General features: G+C 32.0%; 10 protein-coding genes and 1 pseudogene. 8 read left to right on the top strand and 3 right to left on the bottom strand.

From position 1 onward, the window contains the following. Positions 1–86 precede the first annotated feature (86 nt). The 7 genes from FN795_RS11530 to FN795_RS11500 all read left to right on the top strand — a co-directional run bounded on the left by FN795_RS11530 (position 87) and on the right by FN795_RS11500 (position 10,363). Positions 87–1,016, top strand: a complete 930-nt coding sequence (locus tag FN795_RS11530) for a FecR family protein (RefSeq protein WP_142450743.1) — start codon at positions 87–89, stop codon at positions 1,014–1,016. A 117-nt stretch (positions 1,017–1,133) separates the two neighbouring features. Continuing rightward, complete coding sequence (locus FN795_RS11525) at positions 1,134–4,451, top strand: TonB-dependent receptor (protein WP_244289970.1); 3,318 nt, start codon at positions 1,134–1,136, stop codon at positions 4,449–4,451. 19 nt (positions 4,452–4,470) lie between these two features. Beyond that, positions 4,471–6,006 (top strand): RagB/SusD family nutrient uptake outer membrane protein, encoded by a 1,536-nt coding sequence (locus tag FN795_RS11520; RefSeq protein ID WP_142450741.1) that lies wholly within the window; start codon positions 4,471–4,473, stop codon positions 6,004–6,006. 145 nt (positions 6,007–6,151) lie between these two features. Further along, the gene (locus FN795_RS11515) at positions 6,152–7,969 is read left to right on the top strand and encodes an alkaline phosphatase (protein ID WP_142450740.1); all 1,818 of its coding nucleotides are present in this window, start codon (positions 6,152–6,154) and stop codon (positions 7,967–7,969) included. A 391-nt stretch (positions 7,970–8,360) separates the two neighbouring features. After that, the gene (locus FN795_RS21650) at positions 8,361–8,903 is read left to right on the top strand and encodes a YcxB family protein (protein WP_142450739.1); all 543 of its coding nucleotides are present in this window, start codon (positions 8,361–8,363) and stop codon (positions 8,901–8,903) included. Positions 8,904–9,138: 235 nt separating this feature from the next. Then, positions 9,139–9,723, top strand: a complete 585-nt coding sequence (locus FN795_RS11505) for a phospholipid scramblase-related protein (protein ID WP_142450738.1) — start codon at positions 9,139–9,141, stop codon at positions 9,721–9,723. Between the two features lie 190 nt (positions 9,724–9,913). Then, positions 9,914–10,363, top strand: coding sequence for a hypothetical protein (locus FN795_RS11500; protein ID WP_142450737.1), 450 nt, complete (start codon positions 9,914–9,916; stop codon positions 10,361–10,363). A 444-nt stretch (positions 10,364–10,807) separates the two neighbouring features. Here the strand turns inward: FN795_RS11500 and FN795_RS11495 are convergent, their stop codons facing one another. The 3 genes from FN795_RS11495 to FN795_RS11485 form a co-directional block, all read right to left on the bottom strand. Further along, a complete protein-coding gene (locus tag FN795_RS11495) occupies positions 10,808–11,458 on the bottom strand; it encodes a class I SAM-dependent methyltransferase (protein WP_142450736.1) in 651 nt (216 codons plus the stop codon). An 84-nt stretch (positions 11,459–11,542) separates the two neighbouring features. Further along, positions 11,543–12,526, bottom strand: coding sequence for a helix-turn-helix transcriptional regulator (locus FN795_RS11490; RefSeq protein ID WP_142450735.1), 984 nt, complete (start codon positions 12,524–12,526; stop codon positions 11,543–11,545). Positions 12,527–12,530: 4 nt separating this feature from the next. Then, on the bottom strand, positions 12,531–13,508 hold the full coding sequence (locus tag FN795_RS11485; protein WP_142450734.1) for a helix-turn-helix domain-containing protein: 978 nt from the start codon (positions 13,506–13,508) through the stop codon (positions 12,531–12,533). Between the two features lie 581 nt (positions 13,509–14,089). Here FN795_RS11485 and FN795_RS11480 point away from each other — a divergent pair. Beyond that, positions 14,090–15,390 (top strand): annotated as a pseudogene (locus FN795_RS11480) (hypothetical protein); the annotation flags it as partial.

Genomic DNA, 15,390 nt, shown 5'->3' with positions numbered 1-15,390 from the left:
TTTTTTCTTAACAGAAGCGTAACCTTCTGCGCCTACCTCAAAATTCAATTTCCAAGACATACTATTAAAGACATAAAGAAATTATAATGCCTCAAAATTCAAATAACGAAAACAACGAAATAAAAAATTTCTTAGACGGAAAGTATTCTCCGAAAGGACAAGAAATGTGGAATAAATGGTATGATCGTACAGATGATTTTTTTGATAATATGGAAGTGATTCAGTCCGATCGTTCGCAGTTAAAAAAAGAATTAAGACAAATCAAAAATACGGGTAAAGTTATTTCTTTTCAATATAAAAACTGGGCTGTTGCCGCATCTTTAATTTTCTTAATCGGATTATCGGTGTTTTTTTATCAAACATCAAATCCTGTTGAAAGCAAACAATTTGCAGTAAAATTAGGTGAACACGCTCAAATAAAATTAAGCGACGGAACACAAATCTGGCTAAATGCAGGAAGTGTGCTAAAATATCCTACAGCATTTAAAGGAGGCACTAGAGAAGTGTACTTAAGCGGAGAAGCTTTTTTTGATGTAGCCAAAGACAAAAAGCATCCTTTTATAATTCATACCAATAAAATGGATACAAAAGTACTCGGAACCAGTTTTAATGTTCAGGCTTATCCAGACCAAAGAACGCAAGAAGTTTCGGTAATGACGGGAAGAGTAAACGTGAAATCGACTGTTACTGAGGAAAATGTATATGTAACGCCAGGACAAAAAGTGGTTTTTAAATCACACGATAATAAACTTCAGGCTTTTAAGGATATTCCGGTAAACACAATCTCGTTGTGGCGAAAAAATATTATGGTTTTTGAAGAAACACCGCTGACAGAAGTTGTTGCCACAATAAATCGCAATTATAATGTTGCAATTGAAATCAAAAACAAAAATTTAAATGCTTTAAAAATAAGTGGATATTTTAAAGAAATGCCTGCCGATCAGGTAATTGGACTGGTTTGTAATATCATCAATGCCAATTATAAAATGGATTCAGGAATTTATAAAATAGAATAATTCAAAAATAAACTACGTAGAAACTCAATAAACAAAACAATTAAACTAAATCTAAAAATTATGAATGAAAAACAAATGCGGTCTGCCGTAAAGTGCCAGAGCATAAGGACAATAGGAATGAAATTATTCCTGTTTATGGCTTTGTTTTTTGCGGCGGTGACAGTAAATGCCGAGAATGTTGACATTAATCAAAGAGTAACTTTGAAAGTTGAAAATGAAAGTATAAAAAATATATTTCAAAAAATTGAAAATCAGGTTGATGTACATTTTATGTACGAAAGCAGCCAAGTCAATGCAAATCAGAAATTAAGTTTAAAACTCAATAATGTAACGCTAGAACAGGCGTTAGATAAAATCTGTGGCGCTACACTTCGATATGAAATTTTGAGCAATAATATCGTAATTAAGAAAAATCAAAAAGTAGCAGACCAAAACAAACTTATTATTTCAGGAACTGTTTATGGCGGAGACGATAATATGCCGTTGCCAGGTGTTGGAATTAAAGATAAGGGTTCTAATGCGACAGCTGCAACAGATTTTGACGGAACATTCAAAATGGAAATCAATGCTTCGGAAGCGACGCTTGTTTTTTCTTATGTTGGATATTTAAATCAAGAAATAAAAGTAACTAGCTCACAAAATATTACTGTAAAATTAGCAGCCGATGTAAAACAACTTCAAGAAGTAGTCGTAATGGGTTACGGAAGTGTGAAAAAAAATGAAGTTTTAGGAGCTGTAGGTTCGGTTTCGATGAAAGAAACAGCGAGCAGAACGTACAACAATGCTGCCGAATTATTACAAGGAACTGTTGCGGGAGTTACAGTTATTAATGATGGTGGTGATCCAACTTCTTCACCAACAATCAATATTCGTGGTATTGGATCTTTAAATGCTGAAACACCTTTAATTGTTTTAGATGGAATTATTTATAGCGGATCTTTAAATACTTTAAATCCAAATGATATTGCTTCGATCAGCGTTTTGAAAGATGCGGCTTCTGCAGCAATTTATGGCGCGAGGGCTTCTGGAGGTGTAATTTTAATTACATCTAAAAAGGGAATTTCTGATAAAATTAATGTAAATGTAAATTATCAAGGTGGTTTTCAAAATGTAGCAAAAAAACTAGAGGTTCTAAATGCTGCAGAATATGCTGATGCTATGAATCTAGCAAGAGATAATGCAGGTTTACCAAGAATTCCGGCATTTGACCCTGCTTTTGAACCAACAGCAAGAACGACAAAAACAAACTGGATGGACGAAATTTTCCATACAGGAGAAATTCAGGATTTATCTCTTTCTGTAAACGGAAAAACAGAAAAAACAAATTTCTTCCTTTCTGGAAGTTATAGAAAAAATGAAGGTATTTTATTGAATACTTACGGAGAACGTTACACTGTTAGGGCAAATTCATCTTTTAAACTGGCTGATAATTTTACTATTGGAGAAAATTTATCATACTCTTTAACAAATGGTCAAACGGCTAATACTTCAAGTTCGTACACAGGAGCAATTCAAGCAGCAATTTTGTATCCACCAAATGCAACGATTTATAGAGAAGATGGTTCTGGACAATTTGGTGGTGTTCCTGAGAAATATATTGGTTCTTACGGAGACGTAATCAATCCGGTGGCATATTTGAAAAGATTAGATAATAAAAATCCAATTTCTACCATTTTGATCAATCCGTATGCAGAGTGGGAAATTGTTGAAGGATTAAAAGTAAAATCTAACTGGGGTTACACCAGAATTCAGGATAACGCAACAGATTTTACTGTAAAAGTTACGGAACCTGGAAAAATATTCGATTTCAATAGATTGACATTGAAAAATATGACAGTTACCGATTTATTGAGCGAGCAGACTATTTCTTACGAAAAATCATTTGGAAAACACAATTTGAAAGCTTTAGCTGGATATACTTTCCAAGAAACTAAAAGAGATTTTTATACAGTTGAAGGAACTGGTTTTGATAACGAAGATCCGTCACAACGTTATTTGCTGAATGCAAAATTAATTCAGCAAACAGGAGCAGGAAAATCAGATGAGATTATTTCTTCTTATGTAGGAAGAATTAATTACGATTTCAATCAAAAATATTTATTATCAGGAATCATTCGTCGAGATGGAACTTCAAAATTATTAGAAGAAAATCGTTGGAAAGTATATCCTTCTGTTTCTGCAGGTTGGTTAATTTCTGAAGAAAGTTTTATGAAAGGTTTGGAGCCAATTGTAAACAGTCTAAAATTACGTGCAAGCTGGGGGCAAATTGGAAACTTAGGAAACCTTGGACCATATCAATTTAGTGTGCCTTTGTCACAAACTCAAGCTTTAATTGGAGCTACACCATCAATCAATTACGGCTATGCAGAAAGCGAATTATCAAACCCTAACTTAAAATGGGAAAGCTCTGAGCAGACCAATATTGGTTTAGATTTTACAATGCTGAACAATAGTTTAGTAGGATCTGTTGATGCTTATGTTAAAAAGAACAAAGATATGTTGGTTCGTGACCAATTGCCAGGTGTTTCTGGAACCCCACAAGGAAGAATTGTGAATTCTGGCGATGTTGAAAATAAAGGTATCGAGGTGAGTTTAACGTACCAAAAAACACGTGGAGATTTTAAATTTGATATTACAGGAAACGCAGGATTCTTAAGTAATAGAATTGTTTCTATTAAAGACGATTTAAGTTCATTGGAACCGCTAGGTTTAAGCCGAGTTCGTAGTTTACCTTTAGCAAATATTTATCAAGTTGGAAGCCCAGTTGGTGCTTTCTACGGATATGCAACTGACGGATTATTTCAGAGTAATGCTGAAGCAAAAGCGTATGTAAACTCAAATGGTGTTATGTATCAGCCAAATGCAGTTGCTGGAGATATTAAATTTAAAGATGAAAATGGAGACGGCGTTATTAACAACAGCGATAGAGTAGTATTAGGAAGTCCGTTTCCAAAAACAACTTACAGCTTAAATGGTAATTTCAGATACAAAGGATTTGATATGAATATCTTCTTTACGGGAGCGGCAGGAAATAGTGTTTTCAATGCAGTGAAATATACAGGTTTAAATGCTTCTTTTCCAGGTTATAATTTACTTGCTGAATCTAAAGATGCATGGTCACCAACTAATACGAATACAAACGTGCCAGTTCTTTCGTCAACAGACAATAATAATAATTTCGGACGTATTTCTGATTTGTATATTGAAGATGCTTCTTTCTTAAGATTGAAAAATGTTTCGATTGGTTATACAGTAAATGAAAGCTGGTTGAACGGAAAAGCGAAATTGAGATTCTTTATTTCGGGACAAAACTTATTTACAATCACAAAATATTCTGGAATGGATCCTGAAGTTGGTCTTAGAAGTTTCGGAATGGATTTAGGAAAATATCCGCTTTCACGTATTTACATGACAGGTGTTAATGCAACTTTTTAAAAAATAAAAAACAATTGAAATGAAAAAAATAAGTCTTTTATTATTGAGTTTTGTACTTTTAATTGGCACTTCGGCTTGTGAAAGTGAACTTGATGTTGTACCGCAGGGAGCTCCTTCAAGCGGAAATTTTTGGAAAACTCCAGCAGATGCAAAGGCAGGAGTGAATGCAATATACGCTTTGTATTCTGATGATAATATGTATGGTCGTGGTTTCTTTTGGTTAAATAATGCCAGCGACGATATTGGAACAAAACCAAGACAAAATGCAGAGCGTATTAAGAATTTTATTGTAGATGGAGCTGAATCGGATACAAAAGATATTTGGAGAATTCACTACGAAATCATGAAACGTTGTAATGATGTAATTCGTAACATTCCGAATATTTCTTTGGATGAAAAAACAAAAAGCGGAATGCTAGGAGAAGCTTATTTTAATCATGCGGTAATGCATTTAGAATTGGCTTATCGTTATGGGGATGATCGTGCTGGAATTCCAATTCAGGACAGAGCAAACCCAACAAACGTTTATGTTCCTCGTGCTAAAAATGTGGCAGAAAATTATGCTTACATCGCAGCTGATTTAATCAAAGCAGCCGATTTACTGCCTTATTTCAATGAGTTGTCTCCAGACAATTATGGGCGCGCTCATAAAACTGCAGCTTGGGGATATTTGGTTCGTACGTATTTGTATGCAAAAGATTGGGATAATGCTATAAAATATGCTAATATGATTGTTGCAAGCGGTAAACACAAACTGTTGGACAATTTTGAAGATGTGTTTAAAATCAGCAATAACTGGTCTACAGAATATATTTGGTCAGTAACTTCAAGTGCACAAAATACTTCTTTAGGATCTATTTTCCCTGGAGTTTGTTTGGAAGATAAAGGCTGGGGAGTTTACAACGGCTGGGGAAATTTCTATCCTACAAAAGAATTGTTTGATACTTACGCTGCGAATGATAAGAGAAGAAGCGCTACAATTTTACAAAAAGGAGACAAGTTTGTTTATTTTGGAGAAACAGTAACTTTTAATGAAGGAAAATATGTTGTAAGTTCAAGTAACAGAACAGGTTATCAGTTTAAGAAATATATGGAGCCATTCAGTTATCCTAAAACTACATCTGGCGGAGTTGATATTCGTTATGTAAATGCAAATGGAGATAAACCTTCAACAGCTTTAAACGTTCCGCTTTTGCGTTATGCAGATGTGATTTTGATGTTAGCGGAAGCGAAATTAATGAAAGGTCAAAATGCAGATACAGAAATCAATATGATCCGTCGTCGCGCAGGTCTTACGGATCTTTCTGGAGCAACATTAACTGATTTAAAAAGAGAAAGAAGATGCGAATTAGCAGGAGAATGGACAGATCGTCATTTCGATTTGGTGCGTTGGGGAGATGCAAAAGATACTTATGCAAAACCATTACATCATTATGATGGAAGTGTAATTTATCCTGCTCGTAATTTTAATCCTGCAATACACCATGTTTGGCCAATACCACCAGACGAAATTGCAGTGAGTAAAGGTGCCTTGACTCAAAACCAAGGTTGGTAATCAATAATTTCATTGTGTTTTTTTAGTTTTTTGCGCTGCAGTCTTTGTCAGGAGACTGCAGTTGTAAAAAAATATTAAAACCTTTTTTTGTTTCAAAACATATCAAGAAGTTACCTACAGCTTTTTGCTATTTAATTTATTTTCGATGAAAAAAATAATCACCCTTTTTTGCCTTCAGTTTTTCCTTTTCGCGCAAGCACAGGAATACACTTCTTCCAACATTCATTCGCACAACGATTACGAAAGTAAATTGCCTTTTTATGGCGCTTATTCAAATGAAACAGGCGTTATCGAAGCCGATGTTTTTTTAGTAAATAACGAATTGTTTGTCGCGCATACTTCTAAAGAAATCAGTTCTCAGAATACATTAAAAAGTATGTATTTGGAACCGCTTTCTTCTAAATTAAAAAGTCTTGGTGGAAAAGCATATCCGAGTAATAAACCTTTGATATTAATGATCGATATCAAGTCGGATGCTGATTCAACTTTAAAAACAATCACACAGCAGTTAAAAACTTATCCAGATATTATTTCGAACAAAAACATAAAAGTGGTGATTTCTGGAAACAGACCTTTGCCGTCTCTTTGGAAAGAATATCCAGATTTCATTTATTTTGATGGAAGGCTGAATGAAAATTATACAGCAGATCAATTGGCAAAAGTTGAAATGATCAGTGAAGATTTAAAAGAAATCACGGTTTGGAATGGAAAAGGCGTTCTGACGCAGCCAGATGCTGAAAAAATTCAAGCGATTATTAAGAAAGTTCACGATCAAAATAAAAAAGTAAGATTTTGGGCAACGCAAGATAATGTGAATACGTATATGACTTTGATGAACTTGAAAGTCGATTTTATCGGAACAGATAAAGTAACAGAGTTGACACAATTTATCAACAATATCAAAACCACATTTTTCCAGAATACAGAATTTCATCAGGCTTACGTTCCAAAAAATGCCTTCAAAAATAAACGTCCAAAAAATGTAATTCTCTTAATTGGAGACGGAATGGGATTAACGCAGATTTATTCTGGATATACAGCTAATAAAGGTCAGTTGAGTCTTTTTAATATTCCAACTCAAGGATTTTCTATTACAAAAGCTTCGGACAGTTACATTACGGATTCGGCAGCGGGAGCAACGGCAATGGCAACGGGACACAAAACCAAAAATCGTTTTATCAGCGTAGATGAAAATGGAAAACCTTTGGAATTGATCACAAAACAGTTGGCTGCTAAAAATTATAAAACCGCTATTATTTCTGCGGGAAATATTACAGATGCAACTCCAGCAGCATTTTATGCACATCAGCCAGAAAGAAGTTTAAGCGAACCTATTGCAAATGATTTCCTGGCAAACCCCTCGGATATTTTGATTGGAGGCGGACAAAAAGAATTTATCTCTAGAAAAGATGGTAAAGATTTGTCTAAAGTATTGATCGAAAAAGGATATACATTTTCAGATAAATTCTCCAGTTTAGATACCATCAAAAATAACAGATTTGTTGTTTTGGAAGATGCAGCAGTGGTTTCTATAAAAAATGGAAGAGGAGACTTTTTGACCAAGTCTTTAGCGAAAGCAACCAACACTTTTTCGAAAACAAAAAATCCGTTTTTCATCATGGCGGAAGGAGCGCAGATTGATTACGGTGGACATCAGAATAACGTAGAATATGTGGTTCGCGAAATGCTGGATTTTGATAAGTTGGTTGGACAGGCAATGGAATTTGTAGACAAAAATCCAGAAACACTTTTAATTGTAACTGCCGATCACGAAACTGGCGGATTATCTCTTATTGATGGAAGTATCGAAAAAGGATATGTACATGGAAGCTTCAGTACAAATGATCATACGTCTATTCCTGTTCTTGTTTTTGCTTATGGACCTGGAGCTAATAAGTTCATGGGAGTGTATCAAAATACGGCGATTTATGATAAGATAATGGAATTGGTTGCAACAAAATAGTACACCCTTTTTTAAAAAATATTTTGAGTTAGATAATTAATTCCAATCTTCATTGGAATTAATTATCTAACTCAAATCTTGCATAAATATTTTTGAAAAATCGTCTTAGCTTTTTGTGGCAAAATTCAAGGCAACTCCAGTAGTGATTTAGATGATGTGTTCTGTAATTTTTATTTATGCCCTAATTTGTCAATTTTAAAACTTTTATTGGCGAAAAAAAATCTGTTTTCAGAAGAAATTTGCATGTTTAAATCTACGTATTTAGTTTCCAGACTTTGCAAGTAAAGTAATAACAAGAAATTTTCTCTTTTAATGCAAAGTTTTTTTTTATTTAGTTTATATCAATTATGATAAAACTGATTGGCTAATAAATAGTAGGATATAAATAATTATGAATATAGCTAGTTTTTCTGTTGAATTTAAATTGAATATTGTTGAGATCCGGAAGTTGAATAAAATGTATCTCAAAAGTTTGTTTCAAGAAAGGGTACGGTTTTCTTTTACTGTGCTTTTTATTTTTTTTATTTTTTTAAATCTTTTTTACTTAGACAATAATACAGATCTGATAATATTGATCACAAGGAATTTGATTTTAATTATATTATTCCTTGTGTTTCAGTATTCATTTGTAGATACAATTGGAAAAGTCTTTTTTGATCTTACTAAAAGACTTTTAAAATTCGACAATTTTATAAGTAAATACAAATTTAATTTTACTAATTCTTTGATATATGTTTATTCTCCTCTAGGGGAATTTACTCATAAATGGAGTCACATTGATAAGGCGATTTTGACAAAGGATTTTTTCTTTTTGTATGTTAAAGAAAAAAATAATTATATTATTTCAATCTCCAATAAGTATAATCAAAATCGAGATATGAGGGAATTAATTGCTTTTGTAGAAAGTAATGTAACAAAAGTTATTAAAGTGTGATGAATTTTAAATTTTGACTTTTTGTATTAGCAACCAAGATTTATTTTGAAGATTTTATTTGTTGAAATAGTACCAAATTATTTTTTGTCGATGTTATTTTGCAGTTTCGGTGAACTTATATCTCAGAATGAAATTAAACGCTTCATCAAATCAAAAATTTCCAAATATATCTTTGAAAAAAATATTAGCTTTTTTATTGCAACAGATATACTAAGTCAGTTACAAAAAAATAGATATGAATTCAGATTTTTTTGAAGCAAGCAATTATTTTATTCAAGAAAAAAAAAGTTATCATAACCGCTACCAAATATTTAACAGCAAAAAAGAAGGTGTCGGTTCGATTAAATTGAAACAAACGTTTAGAAAAAAAATATTAAAATTTGTATTGGGAAGAGCAATGTTGCCTTTTATGCTCGAAATTAGGAGTACAAATGGACAGCTAGAAGCTTCAATATCTCGTAAGGGAATATCTTTAATATCAAAAACTATAATCAGCGATTCTTCTGGAAAAAAAATAGGAAGAATTAAAAAGAAGATTAGTTTTTTTAAGTACTCTTTTAAAATTTTAAATGCAACTGACGAAGTGATTGCTGAGATAATTGGCGACAGGAAAAAAAGGAGTTTTATTGTCATTGATTCTTCAAAGAGTCAAATTGGTACAATTGATAAAAAATGGGCAACAGCAATAAAAAGACTCTTTAAAACATCAGATAAATATAATGTTAATATCAAGACGAATTGTTCACATGAAAATGAAAAAATAGCTATTTTGTCTAGTGCTATAACAATTGATCTGATTATAAAGAAGAGTTGTCTGTAAATAGTTAATTGTTAGTTATTTATGTGGTTAAAGATGTGTCTTATTTTGCTTTTTTTATGACTTATCGCGGTATTTTTCACTTTTAATGTTCAATATCTTTGTACTGTATTTTATTAAATTTATTTTTAGTTAAATAAAATATTTTAATGATAGAGAAAAAGGTGAGGAAACGATTTTAGAGTTTGAAAAAATGAAAAAGGAAAGTGTTTTAGTTCGTGATAATAAAGGATCTTTTTTAAAGATGTTTAAGAGAAGTTTTAAGGATGAATTTGATTTTTTTGAAAGTCCTTTTTTGCTTCAAGACGAAAACAAATCAAGAGATTTTGATCGTTCTATATTTGTTGTTTACGATAAATTTGAAATGATAGAGTATTTAAAATTAGATATAAAAGTCAGTAGTATTTTAGTTTGTTTGTTTAATAGACAGCTGTATGGGAGTTTGTCTTTTTTGGAAGAAATAAATAGCTTAATCTTGATGGATGACACAAAAACAAGAATTGAGATTGTTAAAGAATTAAAAACACATCTTAAAAGCAAACCAGGAAATAAAACACAAATTATAAAAAAAAGCCTTCCCAATGCGCCTTTTCTTCATACAGAGTTTCATAATTTTTATAAGGCATTATTCTTTCTAATGTAAAATATTTGGATAGTATTAACTGATCAGTATTCTGTTTGGTTACTGTTGCTTTAATGAATTAATTTCATACTTTATATTTCATTATCTTATTTGAATAAAAAAAGGACAATAGAATCTATCGCGTAATAAGATGTTTATTTTGAAATTCTTTGATTATTAAATACTCAACAGCAGAATGTCTTCTAAAGGTATATTAGAAATTTTTAGTATAACCGATGACTGACATTTTTGCTTTTTTTGTATTATTAAAGCAGTTTTGTAAAGTAAGTAAGATCTATTGTTGGGGTAATTTCCATAAAAATAATTTAATTGCCATTTCTGTGTGTTTTGCACTTGTTTATTTTCTGTTTGCCCCAAGAAGGATAAACTATTATGATCCGTTTGGCGTTTTTTTTTTGAAACAAAAATTCCTTTCTCTAATAAAACCGTTTTAATAATCGAATTTTATAATTGTGCTTTTGAAGCAACAGTGGCATATTGGACATAAAAAATATCTAATTGAGTAAAAAGAAATAAAATATTTAAGAAATAAGGTTTTAATGATTTTGTTTTATTTATGCCTTCATGTGTGTTGACTACATATCCGGCATCTTTGTACATTTTCTGAATACTTTTTCCAGTAAAAAACCTCATGTGAGTAAAGTCTAAAACCCCTTTCTGTTCGTATTTCCAATCTTTCTTAAATAAAAATGATCTAAATTCATTATGATATCGAATATTTGGAATTGAGCTAATTACTACACCTTTATCAGTAAGTTTCCTTTTAATTTCTTTTAATAAAGAATATGGATCAAATAAATGCTCAAGTACGTCGTTGAAATAAATTGCGTCAAAATAATTATCAGGAAGGTCATTGAGGAGGTCTTCACATTTACCAATTAATACGCGATCTAATACTTTTTTAGCTTCTTTACCTTCTTCAGGCATTAATTCTAATCCCCAAACTTCTCTATTATTCTCCTTTTTAAGTGATGCTCCAAAGCAACCTCTACCACATCCAACTTCTAATATTCTAGAAGAATCTTTAGGTAAATATTTTAGCATTTCAACTCTAACATTGCTAAAATATTGACTGGATTTATTGTTGTAATTCATGTTTAATTTTTATTTTATTTAATAAGCAAATTTTATGTATTGCTATCTAGTAGCAATAAAATCATCTTAACATCGAAAGATTATTTATAGATTATTAATTATATTTTTTCTTTTTAAATCAATCAAAGGATCTCTTCCAAAGTAATTTTTATACTTACTTATAAAATAACTGTGCTTTGAAAAGTTCAATATTTTAGAAATTTCATTTGTAGAAGAAAAATTTCCACCACTAAGTAATTGCTTACTAAGGATCATTTTTTGCTTGTTAAAAAAATTATACGGACTATCTTTATAGGTTTTATTGAAACAAGTTTTATATCTTGTTTTAGACATTTTGGCAAGCCTGGATAAAAATAAAATTCCAGGGAAATTTTCGTATAAATTATTTAGCATGTAATCATTTGCATGCTGTATAGCTTCTTGCTCGATTTTGCGAATTTCATCCTTAACGGGATGAGAATAAGTGTCTATGAAATTTGCTAATATTTTTAATGATATTCCTTTAAAATATAAATCAAAACCAACATCGAACATAGATTTTTCTTTAAGAGAATTAATCAATACTTTATTATTAGCATTAAGAGTATTGTAAAATAAAATTTTCTTCTCAATATTTTTCAAAGAATTATTCTTTTCAGATATATAATTTATCAGTTTTTTTTGTTCGATTAGTATGCGAAGAACATATACACGTTGGTTTTTTTTTGGCCTAAAAGTGCTTCCTAATGAAGTGTGTAGGACAGAAAATCCAGATTTAAATTTTGAATTTATGGATTCTTTTTTTGAATTTATTAAATTCAAAGGATTGATTGTGTTGCTCAGATCAAAGTGCAAGATGTACAAATCATCATCTGATTCATGTCTATTGATAACTACATCTTTTTTAAATTTTGCGTCAAACAATACAGCTGATATTCCATCTATAATTGGCAAGTAATACGATGATCCCTGTGCTATATTTTGAGGAAATACAGATATTTTACTGTTTAATAAAGTAGCTCCAATTTGTTTTGATGCGTCTGAAAACCATTCCGTTTTATGGGAATAATGATGTTTTATTTCTAGCATAATATTATAATTGTTGTGAATACGTTTTTGGTAGAATTCCAAATTTCAATTTAAATTTTGCGGCGAAGTACGTTGCGCTTCCAAAATTCAGTTGTTTGCAGATTTCTCCTATGGTTAGCTGTTTTTCGTCAATTAGTTCTTTTGCTTTAAATAGTTTATTATTTAAATAAAAAACATTTGGAGGCGAACCCGTAATCTTTTTGAATAATAGTTTGTATTTAGAATCAGACATGTGTGCTTTGTAGGCAAGAAATTTTATACCTGGAAAGCTTTTTTCAAGATTTTCGATTAAATAACGTTGAGATTCAATAATATTTAATAGGTCAACTTCATTGACTTGACTGATAATAATATTTTTTGCTATTTTTTTTAAATATTTCGACATCAATAGATTAGTGGTTCCAATCATATGAAGATTAAAAAGAGGATCATCTACTTTTTGTTTTTGAAGATTCATAAGAATATGAAAACTTTCATCACTCATTCTATCCATATGAATGAAAGTATTTTGCGTAGGATCCATCAACAAATCCAATTTTTTTCTAAATAAAATATTCTTCTTTAAGAATGATTTTATTATTTCTTTTTTTATGAATATGCAAAAAATAAAAACCTTGCTTCCTTTCTGTATATTATATTGAAATTCTAATGAGCTGTCAATCAGAGATAAATTATAGAACCAAGATCCCATCATATTTGAATTTGCTCCAAATGATAGTTTTGTTTCAGATTGTGATAGGTTAAAATAAAGTCCTACAAAGTCATTTTTAAGATTTTTTTGGGTTATGCAAAAATCTTTATTGTAGGTTACATCTGAATATAATGACACGATTCCTTCTCCACAATTCAGAAAATAGTTATTTCCTGTGCGAATTTCTTCGGGAACAACTATATAATTCCCTTCAACTTTTCCACCAAGTTGCGAAGCTAGAGAATAAATCCATTCTAGGTCGGCGCTATTTTGTTGAATGACTTTTTTCATAATCTTTTCTAAGCAATGTTTTTTTAAGTGCTTAATTTTTAGAGATGTATTATTTGTTTTGACTTTAATTCGATCGCAAAGATAAATGCTATTAAAAACACAAATTGTTCAAAATGAGACGAAAAAACATAGTGATAAGTCAAATTGTATTTATAGACTCTTGTTATAATTAGTGTAGTTGGTTTGTCTGCATTAGTTAATCTATGCAGTTGAAGTTCTTTCTCCCTTTACTTATTATATGAATCACATATATAGGTGTAATTATTATAGGTAATAGTAATAGTTAAGTATCTCCTATTGAATTAATATTCAATTTGTTGGTTTAAGATAATGTAATCGATTTTGAGGAAAAAATGACGAATGAGAGAAAAGGCTTTTTTGTATGTTTTTTGGTCTTAGTTGGAAATAGCCGACAGGTACGATTGACCTAATTTTGCCTCGTTAAATCAAAAGTAGTTCTTGAAGTGAAATTGAAAATTTAATTCATAATCCATTAATTGTAAATCGATTAGATATAGTTGAAGAATGGTGTATGTTGAGTTTTTATGCTTCAGATATATAGTATAATCAAAATTTAAAACATGAAAAACAGGAATCAAAAATTACTTTATTTTCTTTTTTCTGCGGGCTTAGGTCTTACCGCAAATGCGCAAGTAGGAATAGGGAATAAAACACCTAATCCTTCAACTCAATTGGAGATTACAGCAACTGATAGAGGGGTCTTATTTCCCAGAGTTGCATTAAAAAGTATCGTTGATAAAACAACGATAACTGCTGGAAACGTAAACAGCTTATTTGTTTTTAATACTGCTACTACTGAAGGTACAGATGGAGTGCATCCTGGTTACTACTACTGGTATGTGGATAGATGGGTTCGTCTCGCAACAGGAGAAGATTTGGGAAGGAAAAATGAAGATCCGTTTGAAGAGACTTTGACATCCATCTCACAGGATAAAGTGGCTGGTACTATTACTTATATTGATGAAAGAGGCGCTTTGACGGTTTTGGATATTAAAGGTTTAAAAGGTGACCAGGGAGATCAAGGTATTCAAGGTTTAACTGGAGCAGATGGAAAAGACGGAAAAGTAGGGATAGGTTCTGGAGCAGGAGCTCCTGGGCAAGCAGGTACGCCTGGCGCTCCTGGAAAAGACATCAACATTTATACGGATACGGAAACAGGAATTGTATATGTTCAGAATCCTGACGGAAGTTGGACTCCAATTAATGGAAGAAACGGAAGAGATGGAGTAGATGGAAAAGACGGAAAAGTAGGGATAGGTTCTGGAGCAGGAGCTCCTGGGCAAGCAGGTACGCCTGGCGCTCCTGGAAAAGACATCAACATTTATACGGATACTGAAACGAAAATTGTATATGTTCAGAATCCTGACGGAAGTTGGACTCCAATTAACGGAAGAGACGGAAGAGACGGAAGAGACGGAGTAGATGGAAGAGACGGAGAAGTAGGAGTTGGTTCTGGAGTAGGAGCTCCTGGGCCAGCAGGTACGCCTGGCGCTCCTGGAAAAGACATTAAGATTTATACGGATACGGAAACAGGAATTGTATATGTTCAGAACCCTGATGGAAGTTGGACTCCAATTAACGGAAGAGACGGAAGAGATGGAGTAGATGGAAAAGACGGAGAAGTAGGAGTAGGTTCTGGAGTAGGAGCTCCTGGGCCAGCAGGTACGCCTGGCGCTCCCGGAAAAGACATCAAGATTTATACGGATACTGAAACAAAAATTGTATATGTTCAGAACCCTGATGGAAGTTGGACTCCAATTAACGGAAGAGACGGAAGAGATGGAGTAGATGGAAAAGACGGAGAAGTAGGAGTAGGTTCTGGAGTAGGAGCTCCTGGGCCAGCAGGTACGCCTGGCGCTCC

It is taken from the genome of Flavobacterium resistens (genome assembly GCF_900182645.1).
Classification (GTDB): domain Bacteria; phylum Bacteroidota; class Bacteroidia; order Flavobacteriales; family Flavobacteriaceae; genus Flavobacterium; species Flavobacterium resistens.
This window is presented reverse-complemented; position numbering and strand designations above follow the sequence as displayed.